The organism is Bacteroidota bacterium (genome assembly GCA_020161395.1).
Classification (GTDB): domain Bacteria; phylum Bacteroidota; class Ignavibacteria; order Ignavibacteriales; family Ignavibacteriaceae; genus UTCHB3.
In genome coordinates this window covers 147,261-173,250 of the sequence record JAIUOE010000005.1, presented here as the reverse complement: position 1 = coordinate 173,250, position 25,990 = coordinate 147,261, and the positions used below count along the sequence as shown (strand labels likewise).

The 25,990-nt window shown below is 42.7% G+C and carries 16 protein-coding genes; 12 read left to right on the top strand and 4 right to left on the bottom strand.

The window, feature by feature from the left end; translation table 11 throughout:
• Positions 1-52 precede the first annotated feature (52 nt).
• Positions 53-3,982 (top strand): PAS domain S-box protein, encoded by a 3,930-nt coding sequence (locus LCH52_09950; GenBank protein ID MCA0388804.1) that lies wholly within the window; start codon positions 53-55, stop codon positions 3,980-3,982.
• On the opposite strand, the gene LCH52_09945 is transcribed toward LCH52_09950, so the two are convergent.
• The 3 genes from LCH52_09945 to LCH52_09935 form a co-directional block, all read right to left on the bottom strand.
• Positions 3,979-5,196 carry a HAMP domain-containing histidine kinase gene (locus LCH52_09945; GenBank protein ID MCA0388803.1) on the bottom strand — a complete coding sequence of 406 codons (1,218 nt, stop codon included), beginning with the start codon at positions 5,194-5,196 and terminating at the stop codon, positions 3,979-3,981. The two genes, LCH52_09950 and LCH52_09945, sit on opposite strands and share 4 nt — an antisense overlap.
• A gap of 95 nt (positions 5,197-5,291) precedes the next feature.
• Positions 5,292-6,560, bottom strand: coding sequence for an adenylosuccinate synthase (locus tag LCH52_09940; GenBank protein ID MCA0388802.1), 1,269 nt, complete (start codon positions 6,558-6,560; stop codon positions 5,292-5,294).
• Positions 6,561-6,578: 18 nt separating this feature from the next.
• On the bottom strand, positions 6,579-6,914 hold the full coding sequence (locus LCH52_09935; protein MCA0388801.1) for an STAS domain-containing protein: 336 nt from the start codon (positions 6,912-6,914) through the stop codon (positions 6,579-6,581).
• Between the two features lie 245 nt (positions 6,915-7,159).
• Here LCH52_09935 and LCH52_09930 point away from each other — a divergent pair, with 245 nt between their 5' ends.
• From LCH52_09930 to LCH52_09880, 11 genes are all read left to right on the top strand, one after another.
• Positions 7,160-8,581 (top strand): hypothetical protein, encoded by a 1,422-nt coding sequence (locus tag LCH52_09930; protein ID MCA0388800.1) that lies wholly within the window; start codon positions 7,160-7,162, stop codon positions 8,579-8,581.
• A gap of 80 nt (positions 8,582-8,661) precedes the next feature.
• Entirely contained in the window at positions 8,662-10,644 is a 1,983-nt protein-coding gene (locus LCH52_09925; protein ID MCA0388799.1) for a T9SS type A sorting domain-containing protein, read from the top strand.
• 573 nt (positions 10,645-11,217) lie between these two features.
• Positions 11,218-11,628: a hypothetical protein gene (locus LCH52_09920; GenBank protein MCA0388798.1), complete on the top strand. Its 411-nt coding sequence runs from the start codon at positions 11,218-11,220 to the stop codon at positions 11,626-11,628.
• Positions 11,629-12,034: 406 nt separating this feature from the next.
• A complete protein-coding gene (locus tag LCH52_09915; GenBank protein ID MCA0388797.1) occupies positions 12,035-15,724 on the top strand; it encodes a choice-of-anchor A family protein in 3,690 nt (1,229 codons plus the stop codon).
• Positions 15,725-15,993: 269 nt separating this feature from the next.
• The gene (locus tag LCH52_09910) at positions 15,994-16,599 is read left to right on the top strand and encodes an RNA polymerase sigma factor (GenBank protein MCA0388796.1); all 606 of its coding nucleotides are present in this window, start codon (positions 15,994-15,996) and stop codon (positions 16,597-16,599) included.
• Complete coding sequence (locus tag LCH52_09905; GenBank protein ID MCA0388795.1) at positions 16,596-18,179, top strand: hypothetical protein; 1,584 nt, start codon at positions 16,596-16,598, stop codon at positions 18,177-18,179. The genes LCH52_09910 and LCH52_09905 overlap by 4 nt, the downstream gene beginning before the upstream one ends.
• 158 nt (positions 18,180-18,337) lie before the next feature.
• Positions 18,338-20,395, top strand: coding sequence for a SpoIIE family protein phosphatase (locus LCH52_09900; GenBank protein ID MCA0388794.1), 2,058 nt, complete (start codon positions 18,338-18,340; stop codon positions 20,393-20,395).
• Entirely contained in the window at positions 20,395-20,751 is a 357-nt protein-coding gene (locus LCH52_09895; protein MCA0388793.1) for an STAS domain-containing protein, read from the top strand. The genes LCH52_09900 and LCH52_09895 overlap by 1 nt, the downstream gene beginning before the upstream one ends.
• A gap of 5 nt (positions 20,752-20,756) precedes the next feature.
• Positions 20,757-21,188, top strand: coding sequence for an ATP-binding protein (locus LCH52_09890; GenBank protein ID MCA0388792.1), 432 nt, complete (start codon positions 20,757-20,759; stop codon positions 21,186-21,188).
• Between the two features lie 2 nt (positions 21,189-21,190).
• Positions 21,191-22,870, top strand: a complete 1,680-nt coding sequence (locus LCH52_09885) for a SpoIIE family protein phosphatase (GenBank protein ID MCA0388791.1) — start codon at positions 21,191-21,193, stop codon at positions 22,868-22,870.
• Positions 22,867-25,413, top strand: coding sequence for a SpoIIE family protein phosphatase (locus LCH52_09880; GenBank protein ID MCA0388790.1), 2,547 nt, complete (start codon positions 22,867-22,869; stop codon positions 25,411-25,413). The genes LCH52_09885 and LCH52_09880 overlap by 4 nt, the downstream gene beginning before the upstream one ends.
• Here LCH52_09880 and LCH52_09875 read toward each other — a convergent pair.
• A complete protein-coding gene (locus tag LCH52_09875; protein MCA0388789.1) occupies positions 25,406-25,975 on the bottom strand; it encodes a hypothetical protein in 570 nt (189 codons plus the stop codon). The two genes, LCH52_09880 and LCH52_09875, sit on opposite strands and share 8 nt — an antisense overlap.
• Positions 25,976-25,990 lie beyond the last annotated feature (15 nt).

Sequence of the window (25,990 nt, the reverse complement as noted above, 5' to 3'; positions counted from 1 at the left end):
CGGAGGTTCTGCACTGTACGCGAAAAACAAGATATTAAAACCGGCAATCTTCATGTTGCTCTATGCCATATTAGTGGCAATCGGAGTGGAGATTCATCTTGGTGTAGAGCAGGTAGCTCCGTTCTGGCCCGCAAGTGCACTTTTACTTGCAGCTTTATATTATTTTGACCGTAAAGATCATCCCCTGGTCTATATATTGGCGGTAATACCACATACTCTTCTCAATATGTACGATGGCAGCGGATTATTGCTGTCGTTTCTGTTTTCTGTTGCCAACATAGGCACTACCTTTCTGCAGTATGAGTTCCTGCTTCGCGTCAGTCCAAATCTGTTACAGTTCGAAGACACTTTTGAGATACTCTATTTCATAATCAGCGGATTTGTCAAGAGTCTTATGGCGGCAACTCTGGGTGCAATATCCATAAGTCTGCTTACCAACCAGACGGCCAGTTCCATTGAAGTGATTAAGGTATGGGCTACTGCCGAGTGGGTCTGCCTGCTTTATCTTACTCCCGTCTTTTTTGTGTTTGCAAAGACAGGTATCAGCCTTCAAATCGCAAAAGTTCCGAACAGAAAGCTGGCAGAGGGATTTCTTCTCGCGCTTTATATCCTCGGAATTGCAATATTTGCTCAGACCCAAATGAGCGATCAGCGGGAATTTTTGTTTAAATATCTCGCCATGCCGGGGATAATATGGTCGCTCTTCAGATTCAGAACCCGCACAAATTTTTATGTCCTTTTGGGATTTTTTCTCCTTCTTGTAGCAAACCTGCTGGAGAATGAGGGATTGTTCAGGTACAGGGAAGAGGAGTTGAAGACAACCATACTTGATATGAATCTTTATGCTTCTGTAATCGCATCGATCTCATTGTTTATTTTGGTGTCTTTAAACCAGCAGAAAAGGGGACTCAGGCTGGTTGAGGACGGGAGGAAAAAACTTAAGGCAATCTTCGAAAATGCTCCGGTTCCATATATTATTCTCGACAGCAGCGGAAAAATTATCGACTGTAACGAAGAATTTTGCAAAATGTTCAACGATAAAGGGGAGTGTAACAAGAATAAAAAAATAACTGATTTGCTCACGGAAGACTCTGCCGAAAGATTTGACCGCTTCCTTGCTTCAGGGAAGGATGAACTGGAAGACATACTGGAATTTTTGAATTCTGCCGGAGAGAAAATCATTGTTCATTTCAAAATGAGAAAAAATTCCGAGTTTGAAATCAGTTTTTATTGTTCAATGGAGAACATCACCGAAAAGCATCAGATAGAGACCGCAGCCCGCTCTGCGGAGGAGAGATACCGTTATCTTTTTGACCATTCACCTGAAGGGATACTCGTTCTCGATCCCAATTCGTTCAGGATAATCGAATATAATCTGGTGGCTGCCGGACTGATTGGAGCGGGGGAAAATGCGAATTATAATTTCCTTCAACTCCTGAAGTTGAATAAAGAGGAAGAGAAAAGACTTTTTGACAAAGTAAACGCGGGTGAAATATTTACGGGTTCAGTCAGTTTTGGCAAACCCGGAAATACAAGGGCGTACCTTGAACTCACCTTGAGTAAAGTGGTAATAAACAAAAAAAGATCGCTTATCTGTCTCATTCGTGATGTAACAACCCAGAAGAAATCCGAAAGGACGAGAAAGTTAAACAGACTCAGACTGGAGTCGTTGTTAAGGTTAAAAGAGAGTCTCTCCGGAAACAACCTTGAGTTTCTCGGTGAAATTGCAGAAGAAGCGAAGGCAGTAACTGAAGCGAAAGAGAGCATAGCCTTTTTCTTCGATGAAGGAGAAGTGCTGGTCGCCCATTACAAAGATGAGATATTGCTGAGCAGTGCATTCAGGTACGATGAATTTACAACGAGTCAGATCGCAATCGAGTGGTCGGAACTGTTTAATTCCGACATACCATTTATGAGAATAAAGGAGATCTACGGCTCGGACGGCTCCAACACTAATCACTTCATTGGATATCCAGCACTTGAGATGAAGTACCCTGAAATAGCCATTGGAGTGGTTTCTCAGACTGATTATGATGAAGGGGATCTGGATCATTTTACACTCTTCTGCGAGTCGATAAAAAGTGTCGTTTCCAAGAATGCTGCCGACCTTGAAAACAGATATTTATTGCTTGCAGTCCAGCAAAATACTGCATCGATAGTTATTACCGATCCCAAAGGCAATATCAAGTATGTCAATCCGCAATTTGAGAAAATAACGGGTTACAGTTTTGAGGAAGTGAAGGGGAAAAACCCAAGAGTATTAAAATCAGGCGAAACACCGCCGGATGAGTATAAAACCATGTGGGAAACCATTTCCACAGGTGAGGGGTGGAAGGGAGTTTTCCACAACAAGAAGAAGAATGGTGAACTTTACTGGGAATCTGCATCTCTCTCTCCGATCAAAGATCATTTGGGTATTATAACAGGATATCTGGCGATCAAAAATGATATCACTGTGGAACGACAAATGGAACAGGATTTGACACAGCGGGAGAAGAGATTCCATACATTGTGGGAACACTCTCTCGATCCGATGAGGCTCACAGATGCCGAAGGGAAGCTCGTGATGGTAAATGAAGCCTATTGCAAGCTGTTTGGTTTGTCAAAGGCTGATATGACCGGGAAAATATTTACCGATTATCTGGATGAGTCTGCATATCAAAATGCACGAGAGAGATACAAAGCGAAATTTGCAGCGAGGTCGATACCCAATTATCAGGAATCGTTACTTCACTTGAAGAATGGTGACAAGATCTGGGTAAACATCCTGAGCCGGTTCATGGAATATGACGACGGTGAGATGCTTCTCCTTGCAATATTCAGAGATATAACAGACATCAAACGGCGTGAATCAGAATTGAATGATGCACGGCAAAGAGCCGAGACGATGAACAGGTTGAAAAGTATTTTCCTCGCAAACATGAGTCACGAATTGCGTACACCACTTATAAATATTATGGGTTACGCAGAGATTCTGATGGATGAAGTGGAAGATGAGGGGAACAAGGAGATGCTTTCATCAATAGTTAATGGAGGCGAGAGACTTCGCGACACATTAAATTCGCTCCTTGACCTCTCCAATCTTGAATCCGACAAGACAGACACTCTCTTTTCTGTTCACGATCTGAACTCGCTGGCGCAGAAAATTTTCAGGGAATTTGAGGAAGCAGCGAAGTTAAAGAGGTTGAGGTATGAGATTGAACTTAGCGATGTGGCACCGCTGGCTTTGCTGGATGAGAAACTTCTGTCGCAGGTGTTGCGAAATCTCGTGAACAATGCCATCAAATATACTGATACAGGATTTGTCAAGGTGGTTACCGGTATTTCGGGGAGCGGGAAACAAAAAACTGCATTCCTGAAAGTTGTCGACTCAGGTATAGGTATTCCTGACGAAATGAAAGAGCAGATATTTGAACCTTTCAGACAGGTAAGTGAGGGCAACGGAAGAAAATATGAGGGAGCAGGTCTTGGGCTTACCATTGCCCGCAAGTATGTGGAGTTGATGGCTGGTGAACTTACAGTTGAGAGTCAGTTTGGTTCCGGTTCGATATTTGAAATTGGTTTTATTTCAGAGAATGAAGTGACAGGCGAGGATGAGGAAAGTGATAATCCGGACAAGAAAAAGATTCTTATCGTCGAAGATGATGCTGTCTGTGCCAACCTAATGAAGATGTACCTCCTAAAGAGTTATGACATTACAGTAGCACATACCGGTGAAGAAGCTCTGGAGTTGCTAAGCGAAGACAAATTTGACATATTGATCCTTGATATCAATCTTCCTGGTGGTATGAGCGGTGTGGAAATTGCACACATCGTCAGGGAGATGGAGGTCTATCAGAAGACCCCGCTGGTTGCAATTACAGCGTTTTCACTCCCCGGAGATCAACAGAGGTTTCTCGAGTCAGGATTCCAGTGTTTCGTCGAGAAGCCATTCAAGAGGGATGATTTTATATCCCGCATCAATGAACTGATGAAGGATTAGGAATTCCCCGCTTTATTCAGGATAATCTTGAATGTTGTCCCTTCACCCGGAATTGAATTTGAGACGAAAATTTTTCCGGCATGATACTCCTCAATAATTCTTTTTGAGAGGCTTAAGCCGAGTCCCCATCCACGGGTTTTTGTGCTGTAACCCGGTCTGAATACATCTTTTCTTCTCTTCAGGTCGATACCCTTCCCGTTATCAGTCACATCAATTTCGATTTTGTTTTTCACCTGCACCACATTCACAACAATTCTGCCGGTGGAGTGGTCGATTGCGTCGAGTGCATTTTTGATAAGATTTTCGATAACCCAGCCAAAAAGTTCCTTGTTTATAAAAGCTTCCGCCTTGTCATCACCCTGTAGAACCAGATCAACTTTCTTACCGAGCCGTGGAAGTCGTCTGCTGAAATACTCGTAAATTTCAGTAAGGCTGTCTTTGACATTTTCCTTTTTAAGTTCTGCTTTCGAACCGATCTTTGAGAATCTGTTCGTTATTCTGCTCAATTTATGGACATCATTGTTGATCTCCTCTGCTGTGTCGAGCACCTTGTCGGGATCGCTGTAATTCAATTTTAACAGTTCAATCCACCCCATCAAACTTGTAAGTGGGGTACCGAACTGATGGGCAGTTTCCTTAGCCATACCCACCCAGATGTTGCTCTGTTCGCTCCTTTTTATCTGGCTGAATCCAATATATGCAGTAATTATGAAGAGGAATGCAATCAGCATCTGCACATAGGGGAAGAACCGGAGCTGGGTTACGAGAGTTGATTCACCAAAATGAATTTTGTTCAGGACGAGAGTGTCGGTTCCCATTACATGTTTTACGAGGATGGGGGAATTGGCATCATCCATCGAAATTATTTTGTCCCTGAAGAATTTTTGAAGTTTCTCTTTGGAGAGGGTGGAATCCATCTTTACATTACGAAAATTCTGTGCCCCCGACATATCGACATTGTCCTTCGCATCGGAGAGAATAACTTCGAAATCGATCGGTTGAATAATATTTTCAAGCAGGAAGGTCAGATCGGTATTGTCTTCGGAGTTCGCAATATACTCCAGAGTATTGGCATAGAGCTGCACTATCTGCCTTTCTCTTGCCTGAAGTTTTTGAACGATTGTATGGGTATAGTAAAGAGTACCGGCAGCAATAAGCAGGGCAGCAAAAATAAGAGCCATTTTGATATTTGCGGTAGCCGGACCGCCCGACATTTTCACAGTCTCTCTCCGGGAAATTGTATAAATTGGAACTGCCAAATTAACGGATAAAGACGAAGAAGAAAATGTAAATAAATATCGTCAGATTGTCAGACGAAGAAAGTTTGCTCCCTGTTAGGTCCGATGGAGACTATCGCGACCTTCATTCCCGCCTTTTCCGAAATGAAATCGATATATCTTTTAGCCTTATCGGGAAGATCATTCCAGGAAGTGCAGCCGGAGGTGTCACAGTTCCAACCCTCGACCGTTTCATAAACAGGTTCACATTCGTTTAGTATGTCGCAATCGACAGGGAAGTTGGAGAGGAGTTTTCCCTTGTGAATGTAGCCGGTAGCTACTTTTATCTCCGGGAATGAATCGAGAACATCCATCTTGGTCAGCGCTACGGATGTTGTTCCATTAACCATGGATGAATATTTCACAAGGAATGCATCAAACCAGCCACATCTCCGCGGTCTTCCTGTAGTTGCTCCAAACTCAAACCCCTTGGCTCTCAGTTTTTCGCCGGTTTCATCAAGAAGTTCTGTAGGGAAAGGACCCTCACCCACGCGTGTGGTGTAGGCTTTAATGATAGCAGTCACTTCATTGATTTTTGTTGGTGGAATTCCTGTTCCTGTGCAGGCACCTCCCGAAGTGGGGTGGGAGGAGGTCACATATGGATAGGTTCCATGGTCGACATCGAGAAGGGCACCCTGGGCACCCTCGAGCAATACTGATTTGCCATCAGCGATTGCTTTGTTCAGGTAAGCAGGAACATCCTTTATGTAGGGGTCAATTGCTCTGTCGAAGGCAAGGTATGTCTCAACAATCTTTTCAACATCGAGCCGTTCGCTTTTGTAGTAGTCTGCGAGGAGGTTATTTTTTTCTTCGAGATTTTCTCTGATTTTCCGTTCAAGCTTAACGGGATCGAGAAGGTCGATTATTCTGATTCCCTTTCTCGCATATTTATCGATATAACAGGGTCCGATACCTTTACCTGTTGTTCCGATCTTCGATTTCCCTTTTTCATTCAGGGAGTCTATGATTTTATGCCAGGGCATTATGAGGTGGGCATTCTGACTTATAAAAAGTCTTCCCTCAACTGAAATGTTGTTTTGCCTCAGAAGTTCGATTTCTTCGAGCAGGGCGGCGGGGTCGATAACCACACCATTTCCGATAACACAAATAACATCATCCCTTAGAATCCCTGAAGGGATGAGGTGGAGGACGAATTTTCTACCGTTAATCTGGATTGTATGGCCGGCGTTCGCACCTCCCTGATATCGTGCCACGATATCATGGGATTCGCTTAGAATATCAACAATTTTGCCTTTGCCTTCATCGCCCCACTGTCCGCCAACAATTACAGTTACACTCATAATGCTCTTTTTGCTTAATTAGAAACTTGCCAGTGCGTCTTCAACAGAAGGATAGCTTTCAAAAATTGTAACCAGCTTGGTAATTACCAAGAGGCTGTGGATTTTTTCTTCAACATTGGCGAGTTTAAGTTTACCATTCTCTTTATTCACCGTGGTCAAACCTGCGATAAGCATGCCTAGACCGGATGAATTCATAAATTTTACTTCTCCGAGATCAACAACGATATTCTTTTTCCCTTCGGAGAGGAATTTTTTGATGGTATCGCTGTACTCATTAGCTTCGGGACCGCCAAGGACATTGCCCTTAAGTTCAATGACGATGGCTTCATACCGTTCAGTTACTTTCATTTTCATAGAAACTCCTGTTTCTTGGTTCTTTGATTTTTTAAGCTTTTGAATGATTAATTACATTTTTACAGAACTAAAATATAAAGAATAATTTTTTAAAATTTATCGAAAAGGGTGATTAAATAATTTTAATTTTGACAGAAAAAATAGTAAACTGAGCAGGAATTGCTTTTATTTTATTTATTTTTATGATAATTTGCCGATTGCAATTGTAATTAACATTTAATAGCCACAATATTTAGGAAAACGGAATGCATCGTCTTTTTCAACTCGTTTTATTTCTAATTTTTATTTCGATCACTTCATTTGCCCAGTGGAGTGCTGACCCTGCAAAGAATTTCAGAATTGGCGATACCACCATGTCACAGGACTTGCCCAAAGTGGCGACAAGCCCGGACGGTGGCAGCTACATCTCCTGGTTTGCAAACGGGAATGGCGGATACAAGCTTTACATGCAAAGGCTGGATGCTGCAGGTAAAAAACAGTGGGGTGAAGGAGGTCTTCTCATTTCAGCACATCCGCAAAACACATATCTTGTTGATTATTCTTTGATTACAGATAAAAATAATAATGCAGTAGTTGCTTTCGTCGATGTCAGGACCGGATCCATGGCTACCGTTGCCTATATGATATCACCGGCGGGGAAATTTGTCTGGGGTGCTGACGGACTGCTTCTGCTTTCCGGGAGTGGATCAGCGACTAACCCTTCGATCGCAGCAACAACAGAAGGCAAATTTGTAATCGCCTGGAATGCATCAGATGAAGTTGACAAGATTGCCATGCAGATGATATCAGCAGATGGTAAAGTGTTGTGGGGTGACAAACCGGTCGTCTACGGAAGCGGTAATAATGAGGAGGGCTATCTGACCCCGTTACTCGTTCCATCCGACAAAGGCTCCGTCATTATGGTACATTCTGTTTCCACCGGGAAATTTCCGGGGCAGTCAATCCGGTTTTTTGCTCAGAAAATTAATGCAAAAGGAAGCATTGAATGGAAAAAAGGAGGTGTCCCCGTTCAGTCAATTGGTTATGCGATGAAATTTAGCAGTCCATTTGTTGCGAGTGACGGTGCAAACGGAGCGATAGTTTCCTGGTATGATGACCGTAACCTGACGAACATACAGAGCGGATGGGTTCAGAGAATAAACCCGAACGGAACTTTTGCATTTCCTGCAGATGGTGCGGAATTCTCTTCAAAGAAGGGATTTAACAAGTATAATTCTGTAGCATGCCGACTCTCTGCAACCAATGAAATTATCGTTTTTTGGAAGATGGCTAATGCCAGCCAGTCAGAAGAGGGTATTTACGCACAAAAATTCGATTCCAAGGGAAAAAAGCTGTGGGGCGATGACGGTGTGGAAATTGAAAAAATCGGAATAGCCCGTTACAGTCATTTTGATGTGGTTGGAACTGCGAAATCGGCATCCCTTTTCTACATAAGTTCCGATTTTACCGGGTTCAAATCCACCATCAAGGGGATTACACTTCCTTCATCGGGACTTAAAAATTCAAGCGGGATATTTGATGTATCATCGGTCGAATCAGAAAGGAGCAGAATTGGTGCAGATCTTGATAAATCGAATTCTGCGATTGTAGTCTGGAGTGACAAAAGGACAGGAAAAGACCTCGTTTATGGTCAAAAAGTTACGGAGAAAAACTCAAAAGGAAAATAATAACGATCCAATCGTTTCAAACACCATTGAGTGAATTTAATAGTTACATCACATTTAATTAACCGGAAAAGGAGTCCGCGATGAAAAGATATCTGCTTTTTATTCTGTTTTTCGCTGCATTGTCATTTTCGGGTCTGGCACAGTGGTCATCAGACCCGACTGTCAACCTGATGATTGCCGACACAACAGGTGAGCAGGACTTGCCCAAATCTGTCAGTTGCCCCGATGGCAGCACCTACATTTCATGGTTTGACAGCAGAGGCGGGAGTTATGCAGTTTACATGCAACGGCTCAACCCCGAGGGAGTAAAACTTTGGGGCTCACAGGGTCTGCTTATTTCCAATAATCCACAAAATTCATCTTTGGTGGATTACGATCTAACATGTGACGCTCAGAGCAATGCGATTGTTGTTTTCACTGACATAAGATCGGGGGATCTCGATGTTTTTGCATACAAGATTTCTCCAGCCGGGCAATTTTTGTGGGGAGCTAACGGGGTGGCTCTCTCATCGGGAACAGGATACGAAGCCAATCCCACAGTTGCTGTAACTTCCGATGGAAATGTGGTTGTAGCCTGGATTTATGCAGTAAATCCCTATAAAGTGTACATGCAAAAACTTGATGCCACCGGTGCAAAACAATGGGGAGCAACTCCTCTCATCTACGGGTCCGCAACAGAGGGGTATAATTTCCCGAAAATAGTACCATCTGATAACGGATCTGTAATAGTTTCACACAAGGTGACAACCGGAAATTTCCCGGCACAAACAGTTAAGCTCGCTGCACAGAAGTTTAATTCTTCCGGTGTGGCACAGTGGGGTACCGGTGGAGTCTGGGTGCAAAGCCTTGGAAAGGTAATGGCATTTACAGCACAATATTCAGAATCTGATGGCGCCAATGGTGTGATAGTCGCATGGCATGACGACCGGAACTCGATAAATCTTCAAAGTGCGTGGGTGCAGAGGGTGAAATCTGATGGAACCCTTGCTTTCCCGGCAAATGGAGCGGAATGTGCCACCACTTCCGGAATTCATAAATGGAACCCTGTGGCGGCAAAACTTACCGGCTCAGATGAAGTTATGGCTTTTTGGAGATTTACAAATTCCGACCAGAATCAGGACGGACTCGCGGTACAGAAGTTTAATGCTTCAGGGGTAAGACAGTTTACCGATGATGGCATCACCCTTAGGGCGATGACAGGCACAGCCAATATTGTCGGATATGATCTTGCAGCAATCTCCAACTCGGCGTATATTGTTTATAATGTCGGAAATTCAGCCGGACTCAGCAACACTGTCCAGGGTCTGATGATCAACTCCAGCGGTACAAACGCATGGGGAAGCACACTGCCCCTCTCCTCGCTTGTGTCTGACAAGGGACGACTGCAGATAGTGAAAGATATTTCCGATGCAGGTCTCGCTTTTTGGACTGACAAAAGAGTTGGAAATGGCATTTACGGACAAAAAATAAATACAAACGGTACTCTTGGTAATGTTATCGTACCTGTGGAACTCACCAGCTTTTCTTCTGTAATCTCCGGAAATTCAGTTACCCTCGAATGGTCGACAGCTACTGAAACGAACAACGCCGGATTTACTCTTGAGAGAAAATCCGCGTCCGGTTCCTGGATAAAAGCAGCCGAAATTCAGGGTGCCGGAACTTCAACCAAGCCTGTGGAATACAGATTTTCCGATAACAATCTCACACCCGGGACATATAACTACCGGCTTATTCAACGCGATTTTGACGGAAGGGAAACCATCTATTCGCTTCTGAATGAAATTGTGATTTCTGTTCCCGGACAGTTTGAACTTGGTCAAAACTATCCCAATCCTTTCAATCCGACAACTGTTATTCGCTTCTCGTTACCCGTTTCAGGGATGACCTCTCTGAAGGTGTACAATGAGACAGGCGAAGAGGTTGCGACTCTCGTTGATGGAGTAAGAGAAGCAGGCAACTATGAAATCAGTTTTGATGCGCGAGGACTAAGTTCCGGAGTCTACTTTTATACCCTCAGTTCCGGTGAATTTTCTCAGACGAAGAAACTCGTTCTGATGCAGTAATTTGCATAATTCAATAGTGCAGGAATTTTCGGTCGTCATTCGCGAGGATGACGACCTTTTTTTTGTAAAGATTGTACATCTGTCAGAAATCTCCTTAATAATTCTCTTTTAGTACTATTTGTTGCTACCTTCTTTTAACCGCCAGGATTGTGTCTCATTATGAGAATCGCAGATATTCCCTGTAGAATTATGAGAAACCGCAATTCACACCAAAAACGCAGGAAATTTACTGCCCTGCCCCCGAAAAAATAATATCTACCTCATTTTCTGAAAAAACTGTATTTAAATGGTACAGTTGCTTATGGTTAAAATTTGTTATATCTGAAAAATAGAAATGGCTTTTTCTTCTGATTTTGACCTTTATTGCAATTTTAGACTGTCTGAAAAAGAAATGGTTTTTGGGCAAAATCGAGTTGGCACGAAACTTGTAAGTATAGAGATGCATTTAATAGAAAGTGTTTGCCGAATGGCATAACGATCTCCAAGAGATATGTGCTTTTCACCCGGTGTGGAGACTGAGAATCCCGCGGCAGATACTGATCAGATAACAGCTTTTATACGGAAACCATGTCGATGAATTTAGCAGATGTAACGATACTGATTGCACAAGGAACATTTGTGGTAATATTTGTATTTGCTCTTGGCAGTTTTGTAGCATACAAGATGAGAGGGAAGTCAACACCCGTTTATTTGGAACGGGTAAAAGTTCAGGTCCCCTACAGAGAGTCACCGGTCATAATCGAAGAGGATTATCAGATTTCCACGCAGATTCAGCCGCATACATTTGGAGAACCATCTGTTTCAGCTCTGACAGTCGGCAGGGCTGAACCACCCAAAATTACTTCGAAAACGGTAAAAATCAGTTCAACGAGACCTGCTCCAAAACCAGCACAGCTCACCCGCTACAAGGTTGTAAATTATACATTTGAGAGACAGTCACAGCGAGTTGTTGACAGACCGGACATAAATACCAACTGGTCATAAAAGAAAAAATATTCGGGATTCCAAATAATCGAATCAAAGGCTCCTCCTGAAAACGGGGAGCCTTTTTTTTTGTATCATAATGAGAATCCACGGCTTTTTCACATAACCTGTCGTCTTCAAATGAGAAAACCCTTTTCTGTGTTGAATATGCAACATTACGCGATGGAATTGTGCACTAATTACACTCTTCGCAGAATGCAATATTATTGTGACTCAAAATGAGACACTGTCCAGTCAAATCTTAAAGATTCCCCTCGGAATCTTCCGGCATCCCTTATCCCTCTTTTCAGTCTGAAACCCCTTAAAAAATGCTTATTACGGGCTAAAAACAAAGAAAATAATTGTTGGCATGGTTATTGATGTTAATAGTCAGATTTTTCAAATAACTAATTAACCGGACTATAACATGAAAACAGCGAAAACATTGATAAACAGCGCGATCCTCGTGATCCTGTTTACTTTCGTTTCTGTTGGGAATCTTCAAGCCCAGGGATCGTGCAATCTGAATGGATTCAAGACCTATACACAGGGCGGATGGGGAAGTCCTTCCAACAGCACCCCGGGTGGAATACGAGATGCATACTTCAATGCAGTTTTTCCATCGGGCGCAGTAATGGGCGGCAATTTTACTGCCTCGTTTACAAGTGCGTCAGCAGTAAAAGATTTCCTGCCTCAAGGTGGAACCTCTGCAGCGTTTAATGCGAATTACAGCAATCCAACCTCAACTTCCGCAGGGGTTCTTGGCGGACAGGTAATGGCGCTTCTTCTTAATGTAAAATATGATGAAGCCGGATACCTTGGAACCAATCCTTTGAAGCTAAAAGATCTCGTTATCACGACGGGTACTTTCGCAGGAAAAACTGTCAGTGAGTTCCTGGTAATTGCCAACACCAAGATTGGTGGCGGAAGCTCTCCTTACACATTTTCTCAAATCAACGATGCCGCAACTTCGATAAATGAAAACTTTGATAACGGTACAGTTAATCAAAATTTCCTTACATGCCCGACTACACCACCAGCACCGGCATCACTCGGTGACAAAGTATGGAATGATGCAAACCAGAATGGTATTCAGGATAACGGCGAAGCAGGAATCGCAAATGTAACAGTAAAACTTTACACCTCAGCAAATGTACTTGTCGGCACAACAACCACAGATGCAAACGGCAACTACAGCTTTACCAATCTTTCAGCCGGAACATACTTCGTTGAATTCACAAAGCCATCAGGTTACACAGCATCACCAAAAGATGCCGGATCGGATGACACAAAAGATTCAGATGCAGATGTTACGACCGGAAAGACCGGTAACTATACACTGGTCGCCGGACAGAACAACATCACAGTTGATGCCGGTTTTTATGCAACACCACCTGCACCTGTATCAATTGGTGACAAAGTATGGAATGACATCGACAAAGACGGTGTACAGGACAACGGCGAAGCAGGTATTCCAAATGTTACAGTTAAATTATATAACTGCCTCGGAGTTCTTGTTTCCACAACAACCACCGATGCAAACGGACTGTATCACTTCAACAACATCCCTGCAGGCGATTACTATGTTGAATTTACAGCTCCTTCAGGTTATGTATTTTCTCCTCAGAATCAGGGTTCAGATGACAATGCTGACTCTGATGTTGATCCTTTAACAGGAAAAACAGCATGCAAAACATTTGTTGGCGGAACAACCGACAACTCAAATGATGCAGGTCTCTATTATGGAGCAGCAGATCTTCAGATTACAAAAACAGTAAACAGCTCAACATTGACATGTGGAGAGAGCCTCACTTATACAATCACTGTTACCAACAACGGACCTGCCGATGCCGGCAGCATTACAGTCAGTGACATACTGCCTGCAGGACTTCTCTATGTATCAGCATCTGCTACACAGGGAGTTTACACATCAGGTACAGGAAACTGGACTGTCGGAACTCTTACAAATGGAAGTTCAGCTGTTCTTACAATCGATGTAACAGTTGATTGCTCTGCAATGAACAATGCAAACATCGATCTTGGACCTGCTAAACCATACAATGTATTTGTTCTTGAAAACATTATTCAGCCGTCTGCAGATACCGAAGGCAAGCTTGCAGTTGGCGGAAATGCAAATCTGTCAAACTACAGTGTAGGCGACAAACTTCCAAACTCAAACGGAGCAGAGGATGTTCTGGTTGTCGGCGGAAATCTCTACTACACAAGTGGCCGTGTTTACAATGGTAATGTAGCATATGGCGGACTTACAAATCTTCCAATTTCGGCTGTTTCGATAGACGAAGGCACTTTAAGACATGATGCTTCAGTAATCGACTTTGCCGCTGCAAAGACTCATCTTGAGAACCTCAGCACACAGCTTAGCGGTTATGCAGTAAACGGAACCACCACTTTCCAGTGGGGTACTGTGAACCTTACACACAATGATCCTTATCTTAATGTGTTTACAGTTAACGGCAGTGATCTTAATGCAGCCCATACATTCGAAATAAATGTACCAAACGGTTCAGCAGTAGTGGTCAACATCCTAGGAACAACAATCAACTGGCATGGTGGATTGTTCGTTAACGGTACTGCGATGAACAATGTACTTTACAACTTCCCGCAGGCAACTTCCCTTACAATCTCGGGAATAGATGTAAAAGGATCGGTTCTTGCACCTCTCGCAGCACTTAACTTCCCTGCAGGTATCATAACCGGACAGACGATTGTTAAGTCGATGACAGGAAGTGGACAGTTCAACCTCGCTCCGTTCCTTGGAAACATCCCTGCCAATCAGAGCATCGTGAATGTTGCTTCGATCACAGGTTCAAACATCTCTGATCTCAACACAGCCAACAACACTGCATCTGCAGTAGCCAGCTTCCCGTCAAATGGTGGCGGAAGTGGTGGCGGTACAGGTGGTGGCTCCGGATCAGGTAACTGGCAGCAGATCGGTAACATACCTTCAGGTCAGGTTGTTACATGTCTCGAATCAGATAACCAGGGCAATATCTATGCAGGTACTGCAAGTGGATATATCTACAAGAGAACCGGCAACAATCCAAACTGGGTACATGTTAACCCGCTGGTTTACTCAGGCGCAGTATGGGCAATTGAAACCCATCCTAATGGTACACTTCTTGCAGGAACCGTGACAGGTGTTTATATTGGAACCAATAACGGAACCGCATGGACACTCAGCACACTTCAATACAAAGATGTCCGCACAATCAGGATAGACGCTCTTGGAAATGTATTCGCAGGAACCTGGGGACAGGGAATGTATGTCTCCAACAATTGTGGACTTACATGGACACAGTCGAATACAGGACTTGGAACACACCTTATTGTAACGGGAATAACTGTAACAGACAACAACACAGTATTTGTCGGTACATTCGATGGTGGAGTCTTCAAATCAGTTGATCATGGAGCCAGTTGGGTATCACAGACTGTAGGATACAACTACATCTGGGCAATGGCTTCGAACTCAAACGGTGACATCTTCGCAGGAACTTATGGTGACGGACTTTACCGTTCAACCAACGGTGGAACGAGCTGGACCAAAACAAGCTTCCCCGGAACATATGTGTACGAGCTCAGAATAGATGCAGCAGACAATGTATTTGGTGCTTCTTATTCAGGTGGTGTTTTCGCTTCGACCAACAACGGAAACACATGGTCGAGCATCGGTATGGGAGGATTTGGATTAAGCTCACTCCTTATTGTTTCAAACGGCAGCACACCTGACGGAATGGGAACCGGAAAAATCTACACAGGAACAGCAAACGGATCAATCTACATGGCTGTTTCAGGTGTTACAGATGTGAAATCAGAGAAGACTGAGATTCCAACACAGTTCTCTCTTTCACAGAACTATCCAAACCCGTTCAATCCGTCCACAAGAATCAATGTAAGTATTCCTAAAGATGGATTCTATGAAGTGTCAGTATTCAGCATCACCGGCGAACTCGTGGCAAAACTTGCAGCAGAACAGCTTACAGCAGGTGTTCATTCACTTGATTTCAACGCTTCAAATCTGCCTTCAGGTATCTATATCTACAGATTGACCGGAAACGATGTAAGCATCACCAAAAAAATGACTTTGATGAAATAATGATGGATGATGTGTATGGAGAGCGAATTGGAATGCGGTAATTTTAGAATTCAGTAATCCAGTAACACTCTCAAATTTGGAGGCTGTTCGTGAAAACGGGCAGCCTCTTTTTTTTATTTATTTTTGAATATTGTCACAAGTCATGGTCATCAGCCACTCAGCACAAACAAGTGGCTTCTTTTAAACTCTTTTTCCTATCTTTGCACATCCTCTGCAAAACAAAGTTCAACAATCGTGGAACTTAAACTTTTAGGAGCTCGTCAAAAGCTATGAACGAAAAACAAAATAATGAAGATATGCCTCAACCAGCACAGAATATATTCAGTCTGCAAGATGACTTTGCTCTGATACAGGCTTTTAAGGACGGCGAGGAGTCGGCTTTTAAGGATCTGGTGGTCAGACACAAAGAGAAAGTCAGAAATCTTATCTATCTGAATCTTGGCAACACATCATCGATCGATGATATCAGTCAGGATGTTTTTCTTTCTGTTTACAGGAAGCTGAAACAGTTTCGTTTTCAGTCGCAGTTTACCACATGGTTGTATACAATCACAATCAACAAGATCCGGGATCATGTCAGAAAGCAGAAAATCATGTCGATTTTTTCAGCTTTTAATGGTGATGAAGGAGACAATCTCCCTGATTCCGGAGGGTATAAAGACAACTTCGATATAAACGAAATGGTACGGGATGCTGTTGCGAAACTTCCGCAGAAACTGCGTGAGCCTTTAATCCTTCGGGATTTTGAAGGTCTCAGCTATCAGGAGATTTCGGAAACAACGGGCACCGATATCGGCACAGTTAAATCAAGAATTTTCAGAGCACGCGAAGCACTAAAAAAGATTTTAGAACCCTGGCGCGAGGAACTAATATGAAGCAATTTGATAAAGATTTTGAGAATATTTCCGCATTGATCGACAATGAACTGAGAGAGGATCAGGCGGCTGTCTACAAGGAAAAAGTACAAAATTCCCCTGCATACAAAGAAAAATATGCGGAAATGGCAAAAATAAAACAGGTTGTCCGGAAACTGCCGCCACTTCCTGAGGACCATTATTTTTATACAAGACTAAACGAATTTATAAAAACAGAGAACAAAAAAACCGCCAAGTGGAAGCCGTTCGTAAAACCCGCAGCATCACTTGCGGTACTTACTGTCGTCCTGATGTTTTTCTTCAGAGTGAGTCCTGAATTCCTCGACAGACTCGTGGAAGACCAGAAAGGGAATATTGTGGAGTTTTATACAAAGAACCTCAGACCCTATTTCCAGGAGGATGAACTTTCGAAGGACGATATCTTTAATTTTGCGTTTTCACAGGTGTTGCCGGTTGATTCAATGGGAACGAATGTAATCAGCCTTGACGGATCGAAAGATGGTGCTTCGATAGCTATCAGACAGATGACGGCAGGCGACTCAAAGATTTCGCTGAAAGAATTCACCGAAAAACTGAATCTGAATCAAGAGCAGAAAACCAAGCTGGATGGTGTCCTGAAGAAATATGAGAGCAAGATTCGAAAAGCCATCCTGGTAAACGAGAATAACACGGTAGCGGTGAATGCCAATTTGTGGAACTATAATAAAGCCTTAAAGGCTGAGATTATGGCTATCGCAGCGGAAAACCAGGCACTCGCAAAGGTGATGCCGGCTGCCTTCCTTGAATCGATGCCTGCTTTCTCGGATATTGACTTTGCTGAAAATGCAGACGATTATGTCTGTATCAATCCTGATACCGTGTTTATCGCATCGATTAAGGTGAACACAAAGGATCCGAAATTTAACATCCCGGTTGCCAACAAAACAGCAATCTTCGCTAACAAAACTGAAAACTTTAACACTGGAAAACACAAATTTGGCGGGTATTACGGGAAAAACGGTGATTCCTCGAAATCCACTAAATTCAAGGTGTTCATTGATACCAACTTCCTGAAGTTTGATATACCGGAAGGTGCTTTTGAAGCTGCCACTCCCGATATCATGGTACTCAAACGCCTGGATTCACTCGTCGATCTGAGCATGAAAAACCTCGACCTCCGTTTCAATTTTGAAGGCTCAAAACCGGGAGAACCATTCGGATTTAAGTTCAAGCTCGATTCGATGGGTGTGCCGGGTTCCGGAAACATCTTTGAATTCAAGTTTGATACTTCAAAGGGCTTCAATTTCGATATGCATTTCCCCGGTAAAGACAGTGCCGGTTTCAAAATACTTGTTCCGGAGGGAATTGAAAAACTGGAAGACTTAAAAGGACTCGGCAATCTCGACTCTTTGATGATCTTCAAATTCAAAGGAAAAGATTCCACTTTCAATTTCAATTTCCCGTTCAAAAATTTCGACGGAAACATGAAACAGTTCCAGGAAGAGATGAATAAATTCCGTGAAGAAATGGACAAGTTCCGCGACGAAATGAAACAGCTTAAACCTAAACCAAAAAAAGAGAAGAAGGCAGTCGTTATTTAGTTATGAGTTTTTAGTTATGAATTATGAGTGGGTTCACTAATAACTAAAAACTCATAATTCATAACTAAACATTGCCGTTCATCACTCAATATTTTGCAGAGACGGGCTTTTTTGGTAATTTATTTACCAATTACCAGAAAATTATGTAAGAGCATTCTTTGCAGATACCACCACTGTTCAACCGGTTTTTACTTCCCGGAGTTATCGGATTTGTAGTACTCAGCATTTTCAGAACTTTCTTCATCTCCGGAGACAGTTTTGGGACGGTACTCCTGTTGGAGTTTGGATCTGTTGCCATACTTTTTGTGCTCATATCCGAATCGATTAAGTTGACTTCGTCTTACAAGGCAGCACCCACCTGGTTAGTTACGGCGCTCCTTGTTCTTACTTTCATCGGTATTTTTCTTAAACTTCTTTACAATTCCATCGACAGTTTATTCCCCATAGCATCAGTCTCTTATGAAAAACTGATCGGGCTGGATGTGTTGCCGCTCGTTTTGATTCTGCATACCACAACTATAATTATATCAGTGGCATCACTCGTGATATTCAGGCACCTTTTCTTTCTGAAACAAAGCAAAAACCTGAATATCTATTTCAATGCGATGCTGATTTTTATCGCACTGACGGTTGCCACTTCGTTCACTTCCGAGAAGAGGTTTACAGATTACGAGTTCATCCAGATTACATTCTATGTGGTTGCCACAATTTTGATGTTCATGAACAGTTTAAAGATTTCATGGATTGCTTTTTTGAAGAAAAGACAGAAGAGGCAGTTGCTTCTGATCTCGGTTATGATGATAGCATTGTTGATAATTTATCTTTCGGTGTCTTCTGACCAGTCGGGATTCAACAATTTACTCTCCGGTTTTTCACATGCTTTTTACCGTTTCAATAATCTAATAACCGTTTATGGAATAATTTATTTTGGCGTTTTATTTTTTACTACTTTGTTCCACCTTCCTACAGCGGAAGCGTTTGACAGGCGGACAAAGGAGATATCGTCACTTCAGTATTTCAGTAAACTGATAAACCAGGTTTTTGATGCGAAGGAGTTATCCGATACCATTTCAGATCTGGCACTGGATGTTTCAGGCGCGAATGCTTCGTGGCTTTTCCTTTTTGGTGATAAAAACCGCACCGAAGGAATAAAGGGAACAGGATTTGTGACGGCGGAGAAAGTGACTGCTTTCCTCACCTCAAAACATGATTTGACCACGGTAAAAAGGATCCTGATGCTCGACCTGAAGGAGTTTTACCGTAGCGAAATGACTGATGAGCAATATTCTTTCGTGTATGTAGTGCCGATGATTTCATATTCGAGGACACACGGAATGCTCATTCTGCTGAAAAAAGATGCAGTCGAGTATGACGATGAGGAGAGAAACATAATTCAGACTTTTGCAGATTATGCATCGGTCGCGATCGAGAACTCATATCTGCTACAGGAGTCAATCGAAAAAGAAAGACTGGAAAAAGAATTCGATGTTGCAAGGGAGATGCAGCAAAAGATTCTTCCGGCTTCACTTCCGGTAATAAAGGGTTACGAAATAGCCGCTGTTTTTATACCGGCATTCGAAGTTGGGGGTGACTATTATGATTTCTTTTCACTTCCAAACGGAATGACAGGATTTGTAATTGCGGATGTTTCGGGGAAAGGGATTTCGGCAGCTTTTGTGATGGCAGAACTAAAAGGGATACTCGAATCTTTTGCAACGATGAAATTTACTCCCAAAGAGATTCTGGTGGAGGCAAACAAAGTTTTACAGAAAGTTCTGGACAGAAGGGTGTTTATCACCGCTGTTTACGGAATTTTCAATCCGGAAACAGGGGAGTTTACAATTGCGAGGGCAGGGCATTGTCCTGTATTGCACAAATCGGACACCGGTATCACGGAGAGAGTTCCTCAGGGTTTTGGTCTTGGAATGAATTTTACGGGGCTTTTCGAGGAAAAACTTGTTGAAGAGTGTTTCGTCCTGAGCGAGGGAGAGCAGATCGTTCTCTTCACCGACGGGGTTAATGAAATGAAAAATGAAATTATGAAAGATTTCGGAACAGAGAGGCTAAAATCTCTTGTTCTATCAGAGAATAACGGAAGTGTGAACAATCTCGCTTCCCGGATAGTAAAAGATTTAACTGAATTTGCAGGATCAAAACCACAGCATGATGATATTACACTTGTGATCCTGAAAAGAATTAAAACGGAGAAACAATAATGGCAGAATTTAAAACCAATTTAAAAGAGGCAAGTGAGTGCAGTATTATTGAACTCACCGGTTATCTTGACGCTCATACGGCGCCTGAATTGGAATCGGCGTTCACCGGACTGATTGACAAAAGCAAGTATAAAGTGGTTGTCAATTTTCAGGACCTTGAATATATTTCAAGCGCCGGGCTCGGTGTATTTATGGCTTACATTGAGACTATGCGCGAGAATGGAGGCGACATTAAACTCGCCAACATGAAACCCACAGTTTACAGTATTTTTGATCTTTTGGGATTCCCCCTTCTCTACGATATTCTTCCTGATGTCGACGGGGCTCTCACAAAATTTAAACAACAAGGTGCCTGACCAAAGTGAATAACAACAATGCTAACAACCTGGAGTTGAGAGTTAAGAGCAGCACCGAAAACCTTGCGCTGATTCGGGAGTTCGTGGGTAATTCCGCACGGCATTTCAGTATCAGCAAGGATGTCGTTGACAAGTTAATTCTTGCAGTTGATGAAGCATCTTCAAATATTATCAGGCATGCGTACAAAAACAGCCCGGAAGGTGAAATTGTGGTTACCTTCATCTGTGATGAAAACGAATGCACGATAATTCTTACCGACCACGGAACGGGATTTAACCCCTCCTCGGTGAAGTATCCTGATATGGTTGCATATCTTAAGGAGAAAAAGCGGGGCGGTCTCGGAATCCATCTTATGAAAATATTGATGGATGAAGTCGATTATTTCTCGGTGACCGGTGAGTACAATAAACTTGTTCTAAAGAAGAAGATTTTTTAAAGATGCCCGATACTGAAACACTTAAACTCCAGCGAAATCTCTCTGCTCTTGTGGAGTTCAGCCGGATAGTGAACTCGAGTCTTGATCTCGATTTTACGCTGAACAACCTTCTTTTCAGTTGTCTTGGCAAATTCCTGACGACCAAAGGTTTTGTGCTTATCGAAGAAAACGGAACAGCGCAGATAAAAACCGCAAAAGGAATTTCACATCTGCTGGTGGAGGAATTTAATTCCGCAGGCCACCGGTTCTCAGATCGACTCGTTGAGGATGGGTACTTCTCAAAACTCGGTGTTTCAGTGGTCGAGAAAATCTCTTCCTCGCGGAAAGAGCTTGGCTACATCGCATTAGGCGAAAAGATTACCAAACAGCCTTATAATAGCGATGAAATTGATTTTATAAGAACAATCCTGAACATTGCCGCCACAGCAATAGAAAATTCACTTAACATAACAGAACTTAAACAGGTGAACCGTAACCTCGATTCGAGGATTAACAGACTCAGTTCACTATTTGAACTCGGCAAGGAATTTGGACTTCTTACCGAGGAGTCACGCATCAGCAAGCTTCTTGCCTACTCTCTTCTCGGGCATTTTCTCTCCTCCGTTTATGCCATAATTATTTTTGAAGAGAGGAAGGCGAAAATACTTGATTCCACCATTTCCAAGGGGAAATTGAAGGATATCGCAGATTCACTCGCTCTTAAAAGTATCGACACCCACTACCTCGGTGACGAAATAGATAAACTTCATCCTGACCTGGCATCACTCAAAGTTGAGATTGTTGTCCCGATGAAGATTCAAAATGAAGCAAAGGGGCTTATCCTGCTCGGTAAAAGGGCGAACCAGCAGTTGTTTCTCGAAACTGACATAGAATTTATCTACTCTATTGGCAGTCTTGCAATAATATCTTTGGAGAACAAAAGACTTTTCCGGGAAGCACTTGAAAAGCAAAAACTTGAAGAAGAGCTTGAGCTCGCAAAAGACATCCAAAAAAATCTTTTGCCTAAAGAGATTCCATCCATGCCGGCATTTGAGATTGCAGCCACATCGATATCTTCAAAACAGGTCGGTGGCGATTATTATGATATAATTAAAAAGGATCAGCATAAATATTTTGTTGCAATCGGGGATGTATCAGGGAAGGGAGTTCCTGCCGCACTTCTGATGGCAAATCTGCAGGCGTTTTTGAAATCGATTTGTACCCAGAATGTTGCCATCGATGATGCCACAGGCACGATAAATAATCTGGTGGCGGACAATACCTCCGACGGAAAATTTATTACATTCTTTTGGGGGATCCTCGATAACAGTAATCTGGAGTTTTCGTATGTGAATGCCGGTCACAATCCCCCGCTTCTTGTCAGAGGCGGCGAGATAACCTATCTCGACAAGGGAGGTATCATTCTTGGTGTCATGCCGACTTTTACCCCGTATCTCACCGAGACGATTCAGCTTCACGAAGACGATCTTTTAGTTTTGTTTACAGACGGGGTTACGGAAGCGAAGAGCCCGGAGGATGAGGAATTCAGCGATGAAACTCTCGAATTGCTGGTCAGGGAGTCTGCTGCACTTCCCGCGGTTGAGATCCTCGACAGGATTCGTCATTCGGTCTATGACTTTGCAAACGGTGCCTTTCAGTCTGATGATATCACCATTATAGTGATAAAGGTAAAAAAGAAGTGAAGATAAACAGCCTCTTTTTTGAACGAAAGTTTATAATAAATGCTGCAACCCTGCTGGTTGCCCTGCTTGGTCTGTTGAGTATTTATCAACTAATTTTTGTGAACACCACCTCCAACGATGAATGCCTGTGGTATGCCGGTAAAGGGAAAAACGGTAACTGGGTGATCTATATCAGGGATGTGAAGCCCGGAGGTGTTGTTGACCTCGCAGGTATCAAGAACGAGGATGTACTTCTGAAGCTTAACGGACAACCTGTTTACGATACTTACAACGCTCAACAGATTCTTAATAAGCTGGACTACGGACAATACGCTGAATATACGATAAAAAGGGGTGACAAGGTTTTTACGACCAAGGTGTTCGTGAAAAAACTTATCAGTTATCCCGATCTCTATTATGCAATTTTCTATTTTGTCTGGCTGATGGTAGGTTATCTTGTAATCTTTTCCAACCCTTACGGACTTGTTCAAACTCTGTTTTATCTTATCGGTGTATTTGGGACAATATATGCCAGCAGGGGGGCATTTATAGATCATCTGCTCTACCTGAATCCCAATTTTTCGGTCCCGGTTTTGTATTATTATCCCTGGTTGATAATAAGTTGTGCCACAGCCGGAATCTTTGTTCATTTTTTCCTTGTGTTTCCGCATAAAAGCGTGTTGCTTAAGTACAAGTATTCTCTCTATATACTATATTCGTTTTTTATAATACCCAGTTTGATAGCAATCTATCTGACTCATATGAGACTGAATGATCCCGAATATCGAATGTCTTATATAAATCCGGAGGGAATTGTAAATCTGTTAAATGTATTTTCACTCCTTTTCGGGTTGATCAGTCTGATTGTCAGCAGCATAAGATACTGGAAGAAAAAGGAAGGTGTGCCACTCCGCTGGTTGACGGCTGTGTACGCTTTGGGTTTCTTCAGCGTACTCGGGCTCTTTTTCTTTGCTCCAAGAAATGCTCTTATTTTTTACAATAATCCTGAATTTTATGTAGTACTTCTCACTCTGACCCTGATACCAATTGCATTTGCGGTTGCTATCTTCAAATATCAGTTGATGGATGTCAGCATCGTCGTAAAAAATTCGATTCTTTACGGAAGTGTATCTATCAGTATTGCAGTCATCTATTTTCTCTCGATTTACGGTTTCGGTCAGGGAGCGGGTACCATTTTTGGAGAGGAGTATAAAAACTTTGTCGCAGTCCTCAGTTTTGTAATTTTTGCCCTCGTCTTTCAAAGGACCAAAGATAAATTCCATTTGTTTATCACGAAACGGTTCTTCCCTGATCAGTATTTTAACAATCAGATACTGTTGAGTTACGGTGAGGAACTTGCAAATATTGTAGGACTTGAAAACATTCTCAGATCGGTCAGAGATACATTCCGTGACCTGATTCTCGTAAGAAAAATGTCTGTCTATCTAACAAGCAACGATTCATTCCACCTCGCCACAGAGTTTGGAAACAGTGAAACAAGAGAAACGCTTTCCACACAACTCGCAGATTTTGAACTCAAGTATAAAATTTATCTGGATGAGGGAAAGAAGAAGAGAATAACAGGCGAATCATTCAGCATCTTTAACAAGGAAGACAGAACCTGGTTCAGGGAGGAGCATTATGTCCTTATTATTCCTCTAAAGGTAAGCAGGCGATTGATTGGTTTTATAGCTTTTGGTGAAAAATATAACGGCAATCCTTTTGCGGAGAAAGATATTGAGTCGATCAGTTCTGTTGCCTCCCAGATTGCGGTGTCGGTTGAAAATGCACGACTTTATCTCGAAGAGACAAAGAAAGCCCAGCTCGAGAGGGATATAGATGTTGCAAAAAGTATTCAGGAGTCACTTCTCCCCGCATCTTTCCCTGTTCGTGACAACATTGAAATGTTCGGCAGGATGATACCTGCTTCTCACATTGGCGGTGATTACTTTGATATCATCAAGGTCTCTGACTCACGGTTCTTTCTGGTGATTGGTGATGTCAGCGGTAAAGGGCTCCCGGCAGCGATTCACATGACCCGAGTGCAGGCGATGCTAAGGATGCTTTGCACTGTGGACAGAACCCCTGCCGAAATCCTTAAGGAGCTGAACAAAAAGATTTACGATTCTCTCGGCAAGAACTGGTTTATCACCATGACTCTTATCGGGCTTGATACAAGTTTGAACTGCCTGAGGGTCTGCAGGGCAGGACATACTCCTGTTCTGATTTCACATAACGGAACCACGAAATTTTTACAGCCGAAAGGTCTGGCGGTCGGTCTGGACAGAGGCGAGCTTTTCGATCAGCACCTTGAAGAGGTTCGCATAGAATTGCACCCCAACACTTCAATATTACTTTTCTCGGATGGTATAACCGAAATGATGAACAATAAAAACGAACTTTTCGGAGACGACAGGCTGAAGGAAATTTTCTCTGCTACAAATCACCTTTGCCCGGAAGAACAGTATAACAGGATATCATCAGAACTCATAAGTTTCAGAGGTGAAAGGGAACCTTATGATGATGAAACAGCTTTAATTGTGAGGGTAAAGCAACCTAATTAAAATTATAATGCAACTGCGCCTGAATGGTATTCAACTCGGGGACTGTATTAAAAAATCCGATGTTCCATTCCACACCTGCATGTAGAGACCACCCTTTCGATTCCACGGTTTTATCAAAAAAATAGAAGACTGTATGGAAGGAAATTCCGCTTCCGAAAGACCAGGAATTGACCTCCGGAAATGAGCGGTCATTTATAACAGCCAGCCCGCCTCCACCTTCGATGGAAATGTGTGTTGTTACCAGTTGCTCTCCCATGAATTTTAGCGAAAAACCTTGTACAAAGGGATAGTTCCTGCCGAATCTGTCCTCAGGCAGCAAAATCGAAAACTTCCTTGCATAAAAAGCCGCAGTTCTGAAATAATATTTTTCAGAAAACCACAGTTTGAAATCCACAGATGCTTGAGCGGAATAACCAAATTCCTCGGGTGTGTTCCCTTTCAGCACGCCAAGTCCCGCTCCGGCACCGGCTTTATGAAGCTTAATAAATTGTGCATTTAAAGTGGAATTTACTATCAATAAAAAGAAAGTGAGAAAAACCAGCCGGATGAGATATTTATTCAAGTTTTTTCCAGTTCT

Excerpts from the sequence above, each read along its gene's own strand:
- LCH52_09940 (MCA0388802.1), bottom strand. The coding sequence starts at position 6,560 with ATGAGTGTAACTGTAATTGTTGGCGGACAGTGGGGCGATGAAGGCAAA.
- LCH52_09950 (MCA0388804.1), top strand. The coding sequence starts at position 53 with ATGTTGCTCTATGCCATATTAGTGGCAATCGGAGTGGAGATTCATCTT.
- LCH52_09945 (MCA0388803.1), bottom strand. The coding sequence starts at position 5,196 with ATGTCGGGCGGTCCGGCTACCGCAAATATCAAAATGGCTCTTATTTTT.
- LCH52_09930 (MCA0388800.1), top strand. The coding sequence starts at position 7,160 with ATGCATCGTCTTTTTCAACTCGTTTTATTTCTAATTTTTATTTCGATC.
- LCH52_09925 (MCA0388799.1), top strand. The coding sequence starts at position 8,662 with ATGAAAAGATATCTGCTTTTTATTCTGTTTTTCGCTGCATTGTCATTT.
- LCH52_09895 (MCA0388793.1), top strand. The coding sequence starts at position 20,395 with ATGGCAGAATTTAAAACCAATTTAAAAGAGGCAAGTGAGTGCAGTATT.
- LCH52_09910 (MCA0388796.1), top strand. The coding sequence starts at position 15,994 with ATGAACGAAAAACAAAATAATGAAGATATGCCTCAACCAGCACAGAAT.
- LCH52_09905 (MCA0388795.1), top strand. The coding sequence starts at position 16,596 with ATGAAGCAATTTGATAAAGATTTTGAGAATATTTCCGCATTGATCGAC.
- LCH52_09915 (MCA0388797.1), top strand. The coding sequence starts at position 12,035 with ATGAAAACAGCGAAAACATTGATAAACAGCGCGATCCTCGTGATCCTG.
- LCH52_09920 (MCA0388798.1), top strand. The coding sequence starts at position 11,218 with ATGAATTTAGCAGATGTAACGATACTGATTGCACAAGGAACATTTGTG.
- LCH52_09885 (MCA0388791.1), top strand. The coding sequence starts at position 21,191 with ATGCCCGATACTGAAACACTTAAACTCCAGCGAAATCTCTCTGCTCTT.
- LCH52_09935 (MCA0388801.1), bottom strand. The coding sequence starts at position 6,914 with ATGAAAATGAAAGTAACTGAACGGTATGAAGCCATCGTCATTGAACTT.